This window comes from Leuconostoc falkenbergense (assembly GCF_014634805.1).
In the GTDB taxonomy this organism is placed as follows: domain Bacteria; phylum Bacillota; class Bacilli; order Lactobacillales; family Lactobacillaceae; genus Leuconostoc; species Leuconostoc falkenbergense.
In genome coordinates, this window is the sequence record NZ_BMBS01000002.1 from 38,297 (window position 1) to 53,381 (window position 15,085).

The 15,085-nt window shown below is 39.2% G+C and carries 18 protein-coding genes; 1 reads left to right on the forward strand and 17 read right to left on the reverse strand.

Features of this window, described 5'->3' with window-relative positions; translation table 11 throughout:
• Nucleotides 1–3: 3 nt before the first annotated feature.
• The 13 genes from purQ to ytpR all read right to left on the reverse strand — a co-directional run bounded on the left by purQ (nucleotide 4) and on the right by ytpR (nucleotide 12,149).
• Nucleotides 4–669 (reverse strand): phosphoribosylformylglycinamidine synthase subunit PurQ, encoded by a 666-nt coding sequence (purQ, locus tag IEU71_RS00890; RefSeq protein WP_004915979.1) that lies wholly within the window; start codon nucleotides 667–669, stop codon nucleotides 4–6.
• A complete protein-coding gene (gene purS / locus IEU71_RS00895; protein ID WP_004915980.1) occupies nucleotides 666–935 on the reverse strand; it encodes a phosphoribosylformylglycinamidine synthase subunit PurS in 270 nt (89 codons plus the stop codon). Before purS ends, purQ begins: the two co-directional genes overlap by 4 nt.
• A gap of 2 nt (nucleotides 936–937) precedes the next feature.
• Nucleotides 938–1,687 carry a phosphoribosylaminoimidazolesuccinocarboxamide synthase gene (locus tag IEU71_RS00900; RefSeq protein ID WP_004915981.1) on the reverse strand — a complete coding sequence of 250 codons (750 nt, stop codon included), beginning with the start codon at nucleotides 1,685–1,687 and terminating at the stop codon, nucleotides 938–940.
• Nucleotides 1,665–2,780, reverse strand: a complete 1,116-nt coding sequence (gene purK, locus IEU71_RS00905) for a 5-(carboxyamino)imidazole ribonucleotide synthase (RefSeq protein WP_004915982.1) — start codon at nucleotides 2,778–2,780, stop codon at nucleotides 1,665–1,667. Before purK ends, IEU71_RS00900 begins: the two co-directional genes overlap by 23 nt.
• Nucleotides 2,777–3,262 (reverse strand): 5-(carboxyamino)imidazole ribonucleotide mutase, encoded by a 486-nt coding sequence (gene purE / locus IEU71_RS00910; protein WP_004915983.1) that lies wholly within the window; start codon nucleotides 3,260–3,262, stop codon nucleotides 2,777–2,779. Before purE ends, purK begins: the two co-directional genes overlap by 4 nt.
• Nucleotides 3,263–3,519: 257 nt before the next feature.
• Nucleotides 3,520–4,866 (reverse strand): type I glutamate--ammonia ligase, encoded by a 1,347-nt coding sequence (gene glnA, locus IEU71_RS00915; protein WP_004915984.1) that lies wholly within the window; start codon nucleotides 4,864–4,866, stop codon nucleotides 3,520–3,522.
• A 12-nt stretch (nucleotides 4,867–4,878) separates the two neighbouring features.
• The gene (locus IEU71_RS00920; protein ID WP_004915986.1) at nucleotides 4,879–5,217 is read right to left on the reverse strand and encodes a MerR family transcriptional regulator; all 339 of its coding nucleotides are present in this window, start codon (nucleotides 5,215–5,217) and stop codon (nucleotides 4,879–4,881) included.
• Nucleotides 5,218–5,378: 161 nt separating this feature from the next.
• Entirely contained in the window at nucleotides 5,379–6,371 is a 993-nt protein-coding gene (locus tag IEU71_RS00925) for a class A sortase (RefSeq protein WP_004915987.1), read from the reverse strand.
• 20 nt (nucleotides 6,372–6,391) lie between these two features.
• The gene (gene polA, locus IEU71_RS00930) at nucleotides 6,392–9,076 is read right to left on the reverse strand and encodes a DNA polymerase I (protein WP_004915988.1); all 2,685 of its coding nucleotides are present in this window, start codon (nucleotides 9,074–9,076) and stop codon (nucleotides 6,392–6,394) included.
• Nucleotides 9,077–9,214: 138 nt separating this feature from the next.
• Nucleotides 9,215–9,937: a Bax inhibitor-1/YccA family protein gene (locus IEU71_RS00935; RefSeq protein ID WP_004915990.1), complete on the reverse strand. Its 723-nt coding sequence runs from the start codon at nucleotides 9,935–9,937 to the stop codon at nucleotides 9,215–9,217.
• Between the two features lie 85 nt (nucleotides 9,938–10,022).
• Nucleotides 10,023–11,357: a UDP-N-acetylmuramate--L-alanine ligase gene (gene murC / locus IEU71_RS00940; RefSeq protein WP_004915991.1), complete on the reverse strand. Its 1,335-nt coding sequence runs from the start codon at nucleotides 11,355–11,357 to the stop codon at nucleotides 10,023–10,025.
• On the reverse strand, nucleotides 11,350–11,493 hold the full coding sequence (locus IEU71_RS00945; protein ID WP_004915993.1) for a hypothetical protein: 144 nt from the start codon (nucleotides 11,491–11,493) through the stop codon (nucleotides 11,350–11,352). Before IEU71_RS00945 ends, murC begins: the two co-directional genes overlap by 8 nt.
• A complete protein-coding gene (gene ytpR, locus IEU71_RS00950; RefSeq protein ID WP_004915995.1) occupies nucleotides 11,493–12,149 on the reverse strand; it encodes a YtpR family tRNA-binding protein in 657 nt (218 codons plus the stop codon). Before ytpR ends, IEU71_RS00945 begins: the two co-directional genes overlap by 1 nt.
• A 136-nt stretch (nucleotides 12,150–12,285) precedes the next feature.
• Between ytpR and IEU71_RS00955 the strand changes: the two genes are divergently transcribed.
• On the forward strand, nucleotides 12,286–13,269 hold the full coding sequence (locus tag IEU71_RS00955) for a DMT family transporter (RefSeq protein ID WP_036067618.1): 984 nt from the start codon (nucleotides 12,286–12,288) through the stop codon (nucleotides 13,267–13,269).
• Nucleotides 13,270–13,273: 4 nt separating this feature from the next.
• Here the strand turns inward: IEU71_RS00955 and IEU71_RS00960 are convergent, their stop codons facing one another.
• Genes IEU71_RS00960 through IEU71_RS00975 form a run of 4 tightly spaced genes read right to left on the reverse strand, consistent with a single transcriptional unit; the run spans nucleotide 13,274 to nucleotide 15,040 of the window.
• On the reverse strand, nucleotides 13,274–13,948 hold the full coding sequence (locus tag IEU71_RS00960; protein ID WP_036067615.1) for a 5'-methylthioadenosine/adenosylhomocysteine nucleosidase: 675 nt from the start codon (nucleotides 13,946–13,948) through the stop codon (nucleotides 13,274–13,276).
• 19 nt (nucleotides 13,949–13,967) lie between these two features.
• Nucleotides 13,968–14,261 carry a membrane protein gene (locus IEU71_RS00965; protein ID WP_004916002.1) on the reverse strand — a complete coding sequence of 98 codons (294 nt, stop codon included), beginning with the start codon at nucleotides 14,259–14,261 and terminating at the stop codon, nucleotides 13,968–13,970.
• A gap of 3 nt (nucleotides 14,262–14,264) precedes the next feature.
• Entirely contained in the window at nucleotides 14,265–14,816 is a 552-nt protein-coding gene (locus IEU71_RS00970) for an NUDIX hydrolase (protein WP_004916005.1), read from the reverse strand.
• Nucleotides 14,816–15,040: a cold-shock protein gene (locus IEU71_RS00975; protein ID WP_004916006.1), complete on the reverse strand. Its 225-nt coding sequence runs from the start codon at nucleotides 15,038–15,040 to the stop codon at nucleotides 14,816–14,818. The genes IEU71_RS00970 and IEU71_RS00975 overlap by 1 nt, the downstream gene beginning before the upstream one ends.
• Between the last annotated feature and the right edge of the window lie 45 nt (nucleotides 15,041–15,085).

A 15,085-nucleotide genomic window follows, 5' to 3' on the forward strand; every position in this document is an offset into this window, starting at 1 on the left:
GTCCTAATCTCCCGCTATTATCTCTGACAAAATGCTTTTGAAAAATGGTTGTCCATCAACATTGCCTGTTACTGCGTCTACTGCGCGTTCTGGATGTGGCATCATGCCAAAGACATTGCCCCGTTCATTCATAATGCCAGCGATGTCATGTGCCGAACCATTAGGATTTTGAGCATAACGGAAAACAATTTGATGATTATCTTCCAGTTGCGCTAATGTTGCGTCATCAGCATAGTAATTACCTTCACCGTGAGCAATTGGAATCATAATTGATTCTGTTTCATAGGCATTTGTGAACGCTGTATTTGGATTTTCAATCAACAGCTCAACATCTTCACAAATAAAACCCGGTACCTTGTTAACTTGCAATTGACCAGGTAACAAACCAGCTTCAGTCAAAATTTGGAATCCGTTGCAGACACCCACCACTAATTTACCATCGTTAGCCGCTTGAATAACGGCCGCCATGATTGGCGAAAACTTTGCAATGGCGCCAGTTCTCAAATAGTCACCGTAGGCAAAACCACCTGGTAAAAAGACGGCGTCAAAGTCATTGAGGTCGTTATTATCAGCTGAAAGGATTTCGGCGTCAATACCAAAATCTTGCAAAGCATATAACATATCAAAATCGCAATTTGATCCTGGAAATCTAATTACTGCTGCTTTCATAAGGTTGCCTCGTCTTCATTGACAATGGATAAATCAAAACGGTAGGTTTCTGTATTTTGGTTAATTAAAAGTGAATCGGTAAAACTTTTCACTTCAGCAGTTGCCGCTTCAACATCTCGTGCATCCAATTTCACTTCGAAATACTTACCCTGTGATACTTGCGAAATACCAGTGTAATCCAGTCGTGTCAGGGCTGATTTGATGACCTCACCTTGTGGATCAAGAATTGATGGCTTATAGGTAACATAAATTTTGGCTAAGTACATGTTTATTTCTCCAATTTTTCTAAACGCTGTAATACTTCACGATAACCGACCGTCAAATCACCTTTGTGTTGGCGGAATATGTCTTTATCAAGTGATTGACCACTTGTTTTGTCAACCAAACGCATATTATCTGGTGACAATTCATCCGCGAGAATCATATTGCCATCAGCTCTTCGACCAAATTCCAGCTTGAAGTCAATCAGCTCAATATTAATTTCTGCAAACCGACGTCTCAATATATCGTTGATTTCAGCGCTTTTCAAGCGAAGCGATTTAATTTCTTCAGCTGTTGCGTAATGCAAAGCAATAAGTTGTGAATCGTTAATAAATGGATCATCCAAAGCATCTGATTTATAGTAAAATTCTTGCACAATTGGTGTTAACTCAGTCATGCTCGCGACACCAAATCGACTGACAAAATGACCTGAAGCAAAATTTCGCACCACGACTTCAACGGGAATGATATCTAATTTTTCAACCAACTCATCCGTTTCTGAGATGTGTTTTAAATAATGCGTTGCAACGCCATGTTGATGGAGGTGCTTGAATAAGAGATAGGAAATTGCACTATTAAGGCGGCCTTTATCAGAAATATTTTCATGAACTTTACCATTTAAAGCTGTTGCTTGGTTTGTATCATGTAACCACAAAATATCTGCCTGACTTGTCCAATAAACAGATTTAGCCTTTCCTTGATACTTCAAATCACCACGTGTTATCGTTTGATTGTTATAGTCTGTTACGTTGTTCATGTTGTTTACCCCATGCGATTAATGCTTGCCCGTTTTCATCACCTAGCACCGTAATGTGTCCCATTTTACGATCTGCCTTGATCGTTGCCTTGCCGTAATCATGAAAATGCCATTCTGGATGATTTTTAAAATCGGCCTTTGCCTGCGTCAATTCATCACCTAATAAATTCAACATTGTTGCTGGCTGCGTTAACGTAATCTCTGGCAGTGGCAATCCTACAATGCTTCGAATATGACCTTCGAATTGAGAAACATTGGTTGCTTCAATAGTAAAGTGCCCTGAATTATGAGGCCGTGGGGCCAACTCGTTTACCCAAACTTCCTCGTCATTGACAAATAATTCAATACCCAAAATACCACGCAAATCAATTTTTTTAGCAATTTGATGAGCAATCTCGATGATCTTTTTGCGCAATGTGCTAGAAATTTTAGCAGGAACGGTTGTGTACTTTAAAATATGATTTTGATGCACATTTTCTGCAATTGGCCATGTCGTTATTTGTCCATCATGAGAACGAGAAACCATGATACTAACCTCTTGCTTAAAATTGACCAGTGTTTCCAAGATTAGTCGACCACCTGGAAAATTATCAGCTAATTGTGATGCTTCGAATGGTGTATTAAGTTGCCATTGACCATGCCCATCATAACCACCACTAACCGTTTTTAAAATTGAAGGCGTCGTTACCGTTTTCAGCTGTTCAGCTGAATCAATTATTTGAAATGGTGCGACTGGCACACCTGCTTCATCACGAATAAACGTTTTTTCTGCTATGCGATCACTGGTAATTCTTAACAAATCAACCCCTTGTGGCAAAATTTTTGAGGCATACTTTTCCAAAACATCGCGATCAACGTTTTCAAATTCATAAGTTAGCACGTCACTGCGACTAGCTAGAATTTTTAGGGCACTCACATCGTCATAGCTTGCGATAATTTGATCATCTGCTACCTGCCCTGCTGGAGACTGTGGTGTTGGATCAAGCACAATGACAGTGTAACCCATTGGTTTTGCAGCCAATGCCATCATACGCCCAAGTTGCCCACCACCAATGATACCAATGGTTGCTGGTGGTAAAATACTATGCGTCATTTCAACTCCTTTTCACTGTCAACTGAATGTTGTGTTTGAGCTTGCCTGAAGTTAGTCAACTTGGCCAATACTTCATCATCAGATAATGCGATTATTTGGGCTGCCAAAATGGCTGCATTTTTAGCACCAGCATCACCAATTGCAACTGTTGCAACGGGAACGCCTGCTGGCATTTGAACAATCGATAACAACGAATCAATGCCGTTTAAAGCATGTGATTTCATAGGAACACCAATCACTGGTAAGGTGGTGTTAGCAGCTAGCATACCTGGTAAATGTGCAGCGCCACCCGCACCAGCAATAATGACTTGAAAATGATTATCGCGTGCTTTTTCAGCAAAATTTTGTAAATGTACGGGCATACGGTGAGCTGAAATCACGTGCTTTTCGTAGCTAACACCCAACTCTTTTAAAAGCATGACTGTTTGCTTCATGCTTTCCCAATCACTGGTTGACCCCATTACAACGGCTACTTGTGTCATTTTTTCTCCATTCTTTTTAGTTCCGCATCACTAATCATTCGTTTATGATACTAATTTAACAAATTTTCAATCAATTGTGTTCGTTTTAAAATAAGAATTTTCACAGTTTATTGTTTATAGTTCGCTTTTTGCTGGATTTTTACGCATTTTAACAAAAATAACCGAATGTTAAGTTTATTAGCGCTTTCAAAAACAATTTAAAATACATTTTTTTGAGCACAAAAAAAAAGCGACAAGCGCTTTTTAAAATAATTATTTTAGTAATTTTCAAGATAAGAATCTGTTTCCCATTCAGAAACAAACTGACGATATGATGTGTATTCAATCTTCTTTGCTTCAATGAACTTGTCTGCAATATGTTCTCCGATGGCTGAACGAACAACGTCGTCAGCTGCTAACTCACGGACGGCTGCCAACAAAGTGTCTGGCAAATCTGTAATGCCAGCCTTTTCACGTTCAACCTCATCCATCAAATAAATGTTTTTATCGACTGAAGCCAAAGGCTCTAGTTCACGCTTGATACCATCCAATCCCGAAGCCAAAATGGCTGCTAAAGCAGTATATGGATTAGCTGTTGGATCAACTGAACGTAGTTCCAAACGTGTTGAATTGCCACGTGAAGCTGGAACTCGAACCATTGGTGAACGATTTGATGCTGACCATGCAACATAAACAGGTGCTTCAAATCCTGGTGTTAGGCGCTTGTAAGAATTAACTGTTGGGTTTGCAAGTGCTGTAAACGCAGTCGCATGTTCCAAAATACCACCCAAGAAATTATAGGCTGTTTTTGACAAGCCCATTTCATCTGACGTATCAACAAACGAATTACCATCTTTAGTAAATAGTGACATGTTAGTGTGCATACCCGATCCGTTGATACCGGCAACAGGCTTAGGCATAAAGGTTGCATAGTAACCATTCTTACGTGCAATCGTTTTAACAACCAACTTAAATGTCTGAATATTGTCAGCTGCTTCAAGGGCTGACGCATATTTAAAGTCCACTTCATGTTGACCTTCAGCGACTTCGTGGTGAGCAGCTTCAATTTCAAAGCCCATTTTTTCCAAAGTCAAAACAATTTCACGACGAACATTTTCGCCCATATCCAATGGTGCTAAGTCAAAATAGCCACCTTTGTCATTTAATTCAGTAGTTGGGTTGCCTTTTTCATCGAGTTTGAACAAGAAAAACTCAGGTTCTGTACCAACGTTAAATGCCGTAAATCCAGCTTCACGTGCATCAGCTAGTACTGAACGTAGTGCATGACGTGGATCTCCCGCAAATGGCTCACGATCAGAAGTGTAAATATCTGCAATTAGACGGGCAACTTTACCACCATGACCATCTGTTTCCCAAGGGAAAATCATAAATGTCGATAAATCTGGGTAAAGGTACATATCTGATTCATTGATACGAACAAAGCCCTCGATTGATGAACCATCAAACATCAAATTGTTGTCAAGTACTTTATCTAATTGAGACGTTGGTACTTCAACGTTTTTAATCGCACCAAGTACATCAGTAAATGTCACCCGAATGAATTCCACATTTTCATCAACAACGATCTGTTTAATTTCTTCTTTGGTAAATGTTTTGCGAGCCATGATTTTCCTTCCTTAACGAGCCCCGAATCGCCCAATTTGAGCGAATTCTTTCTGTAATGAACGACGTAGTGCTGATTCCGAATCTTGTTTTTCTTGTGCTTTGCGGTGTTGTTTGGCGAATATTTCTTGAATATCTTTGATAGAATCACCCGAATCCAAAAAATCACGAATAGCTAATAATCGATCAACATCATTTAGTGAAAATCGGCGCTGACCACCTTTACCACGTCCTGGTGTGATTAAGTTTTGCTGCTCATAATACCGTATTTGACGGTCAGTCAGTAACGTCAATTCACGAACTGTACCAATTGTTAAAATCGATAGATTACGTCTTAACTCACGTTCGCTCATCACAATACCCCTTCGCTTAAGATACTTTTATTTTATACGAAATTTTAGTTGTTTGCAAATATATGTCAGGAAACCTAACATATATTTTTTTATTATACCAATTAATTTTTATCATTATTAAAGAAAAAGGTAAGGGCACAATCGTCCTTACCTAAAAAGTGTTATTTTGTACCACCCTGATCACCATTGGCACCCTCTTCAACACCTGGGTTCCACCAACTCACACGAGCATTGGTGTTATAAACCTGTAAGTTAAATCTCGAAACAACGCTTTGCGGGGCGTTTTTCCAAGTATAAGTGTGCTTCAAATCTGCGTGGGTAATAATACGATACTGAGTTGAGGGAAATAAGCAACTAATGATTGTTAACTGCGCGTTTTTTGTTGGATCCAAAACCGAGACATCTGTATTCTTAACAGCATCTTGCCCTGTAATCTCATATTGGTATAAGCCTTTATTGTTTGCCAACAGAACTGATGTGCCATTCAACCATGATGATCCCTTTAATTGACCATTAGTGAGATAAGGTGCATTTTGATTAATGACTTGTTGCAAGCCACTAAATCCAGTCACACCATCATTGAAATTATGTGCTGCCAAACCATAGTTTCCTTGACCCATCACTGGTACTTTAGTGCCATCTGGGTCTTGACTAGAGCGGTTGGCGTAATCAGCCCCCAAATTCAACCCAGCATCACTATAAGCATCATTATAGATTGGCAACAAAATATTACGACTTGGAATCGACACAAAACCTTGTTTTTCAAAGCCCTTGGCGGCATTTCGCATTACCATTTTCCTAATTGTGGCACGTGAAACCGTAGATGATGATGCTTTTTTGTCTGCTACTTGTCGTTCATGGTGCTGAACAGGTTTCAAAATAGCAGTTTTAACGCCTAATATATTTTGTTGATAAACATAGGTACCACCGAGGTATGCTAGTAAAATAATGCATGCACCAATTAAACCATCATAGATAAGTTGGCGTGGTTTGAATTTGTGATGACGCAAACGAGTTATCAATAAGCGACAAATAGCAACCAGCAAGAAAGCCACCACGAAAACGGCAACATAAGTCGCAATTTGATGAGCTAATTGATGAGGAACTTGACTGTCATTTAGCGTAGCTGCTAAATTATTTGGTAATATTATCATGATAATCCTATACTTTTCTGTTACTTAGCATCATACCATGTGGCGCCAGAATGACTTTCCACTTTCAAAGGTACATCTAATGACACTGCTGAATCCATCACACTGGTAATGATTTCTGATAATGCATCAATTTCACTAGATGGGGCTTCAAAAATTAATTCATCGTGTACCTGTAATAGCATGCGTGCTTGGAAGTGATGCGCTTTTAATGCATCATTAACTTTAATCATAGCGATTTTGATGATATCAGCAGCTGATCCTTGAATCGGTGAATTCATGGCAGTCCGCTCGGCAAAAGAACGCAAATTAAAGTTTTTCGCATTAATATCTGGCAAGTAACGACGACGATGAGCAATTGTTTCGACATAGCCATGATCGTGCGCAAATTGTTTGATTTGATTCATCCAATCATGTATTTGAGGAAACTCTTGAAAATAAGTATCAATAAATCGCTTGGCTTCAGCTCGAGAAATGCCCAAATTATTAGCCAGACCGAAGTCAGATATACCATAAACGATTCCAAAATTAACTGCTTTAGCAGTTCGTCTCATAAGTGGATCAACGACGGCATCATTTGGCAAACCAAATACAGCTCGTGCAGTTTCCGCATGAATATCTTCGCCATTCAAAAATGCTTTTTGCATATTAGCATCCCCTGTCACATGTGCCAACACACGAAGCTCAATTTGAGAATAGTCGGCACCAAAAATTTGCCAATTTGGTTCACTTGGAATAAACGCCGTGCGAATTAAACGTCCTTCTTCTGAGCGCATTGGAATATTTTGAAGATTGGGGTCAACAGATGATAATCTTCCTGTTTGAGTGAGCGTTTGCAAGAATCGGGTGTGGATTTTACTATCTTCTGGATAAATGACTGACAGTAAACCATCAATGTAAGTAGATTTAAGTTTAGCCAGCTGACGATACTGCAATATGTGATCCACAATCGGTGCTTGTGGGGCCAACTTTTCAAGAACATCAATTGCCGTAGAATAACCTGTTTTCGTTTTTTTGATAACTGGCAATCCCATTTTTTCAAATAACAGCACACCGAGCTGTTTAGGTGAGTTTAAATTGATTTTTTCTCCCGCCTCAATATAGATAGCTGACTGAATATCTTCAATACGTTGCGCTAAATCACGTCCTCTTTCTTGTAAATATTCTGGGTTAACTTTAATTCCTTGAAACTCCATATTAGCTAATACATGTGCTAATGGTAACTCAATGTCCGTATATAAATGAGTCTGTTGATGTTCATTTAATGCTGAAAAAGTTGGCTCTTCTAATGCCATCAACGCATTTGCTTTGTTAGCAATATGCATCAAAACTCGACCACTATCTGAAGGTATCTTAAATTTAGCGCCCTTGCCATAGACTTCTTCATCAGGAGTGAGATAAATGTCAAATCGTTGCGCTAATGTCGCAAACACATTGTCATTATCAACAGTATCCAGTAAATATGCCGCGAGCAAAAAGTCAAAATTAACACCAGTTAATTTCAAGCCTAAACGCTTAAATAAGACTAATTGCGCCTTGACATTGAAAACATTTTTTTGAATTTTATCGTTTTCAACCAACGTTTTGAGTTCGGACTGCTGTAATAATGACACATCTCGGCTACCATAATACCCGACAGCAGCATTTCCAATCACAAAGCCAATCATCTCGCCAGCATGATAATCTTCGCCGACATATTCAATATGGAGCGCAACTTTGTCCCCTAACATACTCAAAGCGCATAAATTACTGTCTTTTAATTCAACAACTTGTACACTCTTCTCACCAACCGTATCGTCTCCGGCAATTTGCCCCGAACGTTTTAGTGCTTTAATTTTAGCTAATTGTTGCTTAAAATCTAATTTCTCATAAAAAGGAATGAGAGCATCATAATCAACACCGCGATATTCAATCTCTTCCAATGGTAATTCAAGATCAGCCGCTGTTAAAATCGTCGCTAGTTGACGTGCTCGAAAAGCTTGATCGCGATCATTTATCAGATTTTCTTTCATTTTAGACGGCTTCATGCCATCAATATAGGCATACAGATTATCCAAGTCATGGTACTCTGCTAGTAACTTAAGCGCCGTTTTCTCACCGACTTTTGTTACACCGGGATAATTATCAGAAGTATCACCAGTCAAAGCTTTTTTTTCAATAATTTGGGCCGGCGTCAAATTGAATTTTTCTAGTATGTAATCCGGCGTATAGCGTTCAATTTCGGTCACACCTTTTTTGGTGACATTTACAGTAATGTTATCAGTCGCAAGTTGTATTAAATCTTGGTCACCAGTCACAATGGTCACTGAGTATCCAGCCGCCTCGCCTAAACGCGAATATGTCCCAATAATGTCGTCTGCCTCAAGCCCTTCTTGTTGATAATTGCGCAGCCCATGGAGCGCGACCATTTCACGCAAATAAGGAAATTGTTCTAAAAATTCAGATGGTGTTTTAGAACGCCCATCTTTATAACTTGATAATAGTTCACCACGAAACGTCGTTTTACCAGAACCAGCATCCCAAGCCACTACTGCCAAATCAGGTTGCATCGGATCAACTATTTGATCCAAGAAATTGTTAAACGCAACTAGTGCATTAGTATGTAGGCCATCATGTGAAATCATACGGTCTAGTTGATTATACATCGCATAAAAGGCTCGAAAAGCCAGTGAATTGCCATCAATTAATAAGAGTTTTTTATTGGTCATTTGCTATCCATTCTGTTTTTCATTGTAATGATATCTTCAAAAACAATGTAGTGAGATAATACCTATCCCAATTATTATACCATGTAATAATTTCCCAAATAAAAAAGCCCTAACGGGCTGATTTTTATTTTAAATAAATTAGTCACGAGATCCACCGGCTGCAACACCAAAGATACGCAACAAAGCGAAGAACAAGTTCACAAAGTCTAAGTAGAGACGTAGCGCACCGTTAACTGCCAAGCCTGTTGTATCAGCTTGCCCAGCATATTGAGCGTACATAACCTTAAGGCTTTGGTTGTCATAAGCTGTATACAATGAGAAGACAAAGACACTTGCCCAAGAAATCAGCAATGATACCATACCACTATAAAAGAACATGTTAACAACGGAAGCAATGACCAAGCCAATCAACAAACCAAACAAAATTGATCCTAAGCCAGTCAAATCACGCTTTGTCACCATACCATATACAGCCATACCGCCAAAAACACCAGCAGCTGAAACAAATGCCATTAAGACTGATGCGCCAGTGTAGACTGCTAACAACAATCCGAGCGTTAAGCCTTCAATCACGGCAAACGCCATGAGCAATCCAAAAGCTTTAGCAGGATTTTTGAACGTTGCACGTCCAATCATTGTCATGATTAAAATTTGTACCCCGAACAGTGCTAACGTACCGATAATGTTACCAGCAATAAGACTATAAACTTGAGTCAAGAAAAAATTCTGAACAATAAACCCTGTAATCGCAGTCACAATGATAGCAATACCCATGAAACTATATGTTTGTCTAAAAAATGCTCTTAGCCCATCATCGATACCCGTCACATCGCGACGTGCATTCATATTAAAATTATCCATTAATGCTTACCTCCTCCAATTAGCAAATACAACACCGTTGTATTTCAGTTATATCTATTATATCAGAAAGGTCATTAAATAGACATTAAGTCAAATCAGTATGAAGTTGCCCAAGTAATTTTTCGTAAGCAAATTCATATTTTTCGATGTCACCAGCCCCCATAAACACCATGACCGCATTATCATAAGGCATCAGCAAACGCATATTATCTTCCTGAACGATGCCACCAAACTTGGAAATTTCTGCACCTAAGTCCTCTGAAGAAATCGTACCTGATTGTTCTCGCGCTGAGCCAAAAATATTGGCCAAATAAACTTTATCAGCTGCTTCTAGGCTTTCAGCAAATTCGTCCTTATAGGCAATGACACGAGAAAATGTGTGTGGTTGAAAAATAGCAATAATTGGCTTATTAGGGTATTTTTGTCGAGCAGCATCTAAAGTCGCGGTGATTTCTGTTGGATGATGTGCGTAATCATCAATTACCGTGATATCACCGATTTGTTTTTCACTGAAGCGCCGTTTAACACCTTGATATGTGAGTAAATACTGACGTATCAAATCAAGATCAACTTGTTCCATATAACTAACACCAATGACAGCCAAAGCATTTAAAATACCATGTTGACCGAACAGAGGTACGGCAAAATCACCAAGACTTTTACCGCGAAATACCACTTCAAAATGAGAACCTAAGGTTGATTTACGAATATTGGTGGCAACAAAATCATCTTTATCAGGGTTAACACCATAATAGTAAACGTCAGCATTAGGTTTTAATGAACGCAGATGCTCATCATCACCCCATGCAAAAATACCTTTTTTGACATTGTTGGCAAAATCAGCAAACGCATTTGTCACATCCTCAATACCCGTGTAATAATCAGGGTGATCAAAATCAATATTAGTCAAGATTGCGTAATCTGGACGATAATCCTTAAAATGGCGACGATATTCATCGGCTTCCACAACAAAAAATTGCGAGTTTGGTACACCACGTCCGGTTCCATCTCCAATCAAATACGAGGTTGGCGCGATGTTTTTGAGTACATGAGCCAATAATCCAGTAGTTGATGTTTTACCATGCGCGCCAGCGACAGCAATTGAGGTTGTTTGAGCAATTTGCTCTTGCACTGCTTCAGGATACGAAATCATCTTGACACCTAGTTCAAGTGCGCGTGCTACCTCAACATGCGTATCTTCAAAAGCGTTTCCTCGTACAAAAACGGCTGACTGATATTCATCAACATTTTTAGCTTCAAAGGGTAAAATTTTGATACCCGCTGCTTCTAAAGGTGCTTGTGTGTACGTATAAGTATCAATATCAGATCCCAAAACTTCATTGCCCTGATCATGCAAAATTTGCGCTAAGGGTCCCATTCCTGTGCCTTTAATACCAATAAAATAATATTGTTTACTCATTATTTTCACCTTCTGTTACAAATGTAAAATATTGCAACTCACCTTTTCGCAGTTCAAAAATTAAGCGACGATACTGTGCTGTTTCGTCATTTAACGTGCGATATACTCGTGGAGCATTCTTCAAATTATCGCTCATTAGTAGTTTAGATCCACGAGATTATCATGATACAAATTAGCAGCCTTTTCAAAATTAAAGCTGTCACCAACCTCACCAAAATCGTCTGGTAAAATCAGTGCGCCTGGCTTATCAGGAGCGCCTGGCAAATGCAATTCTCTGCCAGACACAATCATTCCAGCTGAAGGTACACCGCGTAATTCGCCATCCCAAATCAAAGCCCCACTCGGCATCATTGTGCCTGGTTGCGCAACTGCCACCTTGATATTTTCTTTAATGTTAGGCGATCCCGAAACAATTTGTAAAGTTTTATCATTAGCCACGCGCGTTTTGGTGACATGTAAGTGATCAGAGTCTGGATGTGTGGCAACCGTTTCGACATAGCCAATGACTAATTTCGTTGGTTCAACTGTCAATTTGTCAGAAAATCCTGCTTGTTTTAATTCTTGATTAATGACATCAATTTGTTCTTGTGTCAATGTTAGCTGACCAGATTTGTGCTTAATCTGTAATTTTTCGCCAATACCAAAGATGTTATAGCCTGTTGTTTTATCCGAAGATAAATCACTCACTCGTGTAACATTCTTATTGGTTGTCACAACTTGCTGGTTAGCATTTGGCGCCAAAATAATCATTAAAACATCTCCGAGATGTTCTGGGTTATATGTTGTTATCATGGTTCAATTCCTTTGTTTTATCAGTACATTATCTATTTTACATTACTTTTTAATCCCAATAAAGTCAATATTTGACGAACGCTTGTGAAAAGAGTAAAACAGAGTAGTACACTGAAAAAACAATGGAGTAATCATCTTGAAAAAAGCTTATATCTACGTTCTCATTTCAACATTTCTCTTCAGTTCGATGGAAATTTCATTAAAATTAGCCGGTAGTCAATTCAATGGCGTGCAATTAAATTTCCTGCGCTTTTTAATTGGTGGCTTGGCTTTAGTCCCTTTAGCTGTTCATAACATGAAACAGCGTCATGTCACCTTTCAAAAACAAGATATTGGTACTTTTCTTTTAACTGGTTTTATAGGTGTTGTTATCAGTATGACATTCTTTCAAATTGCAGTTGAAGTCGATGCTGCTTCAACGGTGGCGGTCCTATTCAGTTCGAATCCCATTTTTGCCCTCATTTTTGGTTATATCATTCTTCATGAGACGCTGACACGTTCTAATTTGATTGCCGTCATTGTATCAGTTATTGGGTTACTCGTTATTGTCAATCCAGCCCACTTAACGAATCCACTTGGCATTTCACTTGCGCTGATTGCGGCACTAACTTTTGGATTATTCGCGATTATGCAGCGACAAGTTGGCATGAAGCGTGGCTATGACGGCTTAACAATGAACACATTTTCGTTTATTGCTGGTGCCTTGGAGCTGATGGTGATTATGATTTTATCTCATATTCAGAGTGTGGCTAATTTGTTTACACATAATCCTGTCATGCACGATTTTTCGAATATTCCTTTCTTTCAGGGCATTACTATCCACAATATCATTTTATTGGCATACATATTCTTGGGTGTTACAGCAGCCGGTTATGTACTCTATTCACTAGCAATGGAGGCTTCAGATGTCTCAACTGCCTCGCTTGTCTTTTTTATTAAACCAGCCCTTGCACCAATCTTGGCACTGATTATTCTCCACGAAAGCATCAAACTCAATACAATAATTGGCGTTGTCATTATCGTGATAGGTTCAACCATCATGTTTATTGGTAATCGTTATAGTAGTAAAGCTGACACCGTGCCCTATCAACAGGAAACCGAAACACAAAAAAAAGCCTAACGGCTTATTTTTTTTGATCCAAATACCGTAACAATAGCTTAGCTGAAGCTCTCCCTGCTTCAACAACATAGTCATCAAACACAACGCCCGAATCACCATTCGCTAAGTCGGAAACACCGCGTAATACAATAAATGGCGTCCCAAATTGGGTGGCAACTTGCGCTACTGCTGCGGCTTCCATTTCAGCAACTAGAGCGTCTGGAAAATGAGCTAAAATACGCTTCTTGGCATCGTCTTGTACAAATTGATCGCCGGAAACAATGAGTCCTTCTTTAACGGCAGCCAATTTTTCAAAATCAGCGACAACTTCAGGATCGGCCAAATAATACAAAGGTTTGTTAGGTACCTGCCCAAATGCATAGCCAAATACAGTAACGTCAACGTCAGAATGGGCAACTCGAGTACCGACAACCTCATCACCAATTTTCAAGTCAGGGTCAAGGGCGCCAGCCGAACCAGTATTTACAATTAAATCTGGTTCAAAATTGTCAATCATTACTGTCGCCGCTGATGCTGCTGCGACTTTTCCAATACCGGATTCTGTTAAAATCACTTCATGACCCTTATAAGTGCCTGTGGTAATTGAAGTACCACCATGCTGCTTTGTCTTTGTGTTATCTAGTGCAGCAATCAATGACAACTTTTCTTCCGCCATTGGTGTAATAATACCGATTTTCATAATAATTTACGCTCCAAGTCTAATTTACTAAAAAGAAATACGCATATGTCGCAATAATTAATACTGCCAAAAAAATAATGGCCAAATTGTAGCGATGAGTTAATCGTTTAGATTTACCGATTGGTGTCAGTTTCCCGTCTGAACCCAACTCATAGCGACCTTTGCGGGTTAACCGCATCTCTTGACGTGTTTCTGGTGTGACAACTTCTACTTTCATTGGATGCGCTTTAGCATATTCTTTTTCTGCTTTCACCCGTTGTTTATCACGTTGCTTTTGTGCCTTTTTCGCAGCTTTTCTTGTTTCGTTATCCATTCATTAACCTCTAAGATAGGCCCAATACAAAAACGCCGTTACTGTCTTTTGATCGTTTAATTTTCCAGCCTCAAACATCTCTTTTAAGTCATCAAACGAAATTGTTATTAAATCCATTGTTTCCCCTAAATCACGAGGCAATTGATCTGATTTTAATATTGGTTGCAAATCTTTAGCAACATAGAGATGCATATAAGCATCAGAGAAACCGACCGTTTCTACAAAACCGAAGGCCTTTTCAATCGTTCCAGCGGACATTCGTAACTCTTCGTTTAATTCACGAACGACCGCATGATGTGGGGCGTCGAAATCTCTTTCATCCAACTTGCCTGCCGGAATTTCAAGAATAAAATCACCAATTGTGGCACGCCATTGCTTTTCCAAAATAATATGATCATCATCCACCATCGCTAAAACTGAAATGGCTGGCACGTGTCTCACAATATCACGCTGTGATGTCTGATTATTGTAGAGCTGTACACTTTGTGTCTCAACACTAAAAATAGGTCCTTCATAGACAGTTTTAGTGTCAGTCACGATCTCTTTTTCAGCCATTAAACTTCTCCAGCTTTTGTCTTAATAGGTTGCACACGGGCAGCTTGATAGTTTTGATGACCTTGCACCAAGACATACTCGACCCTTTCACCTTGAATTAATGACTTAAAGCCATCCATTTCAATGCCATTAAAGTGGACAAAAATATCATCCCCACCATCATCAGGTGTGATATAACCGTAGCCACGTTCTTTTTGCCAAATTTTTACTTTTCCTGTTTTCATATCTTTATTGTATCAAAAAAGTTGCCCCCACGGACAACTTTCATA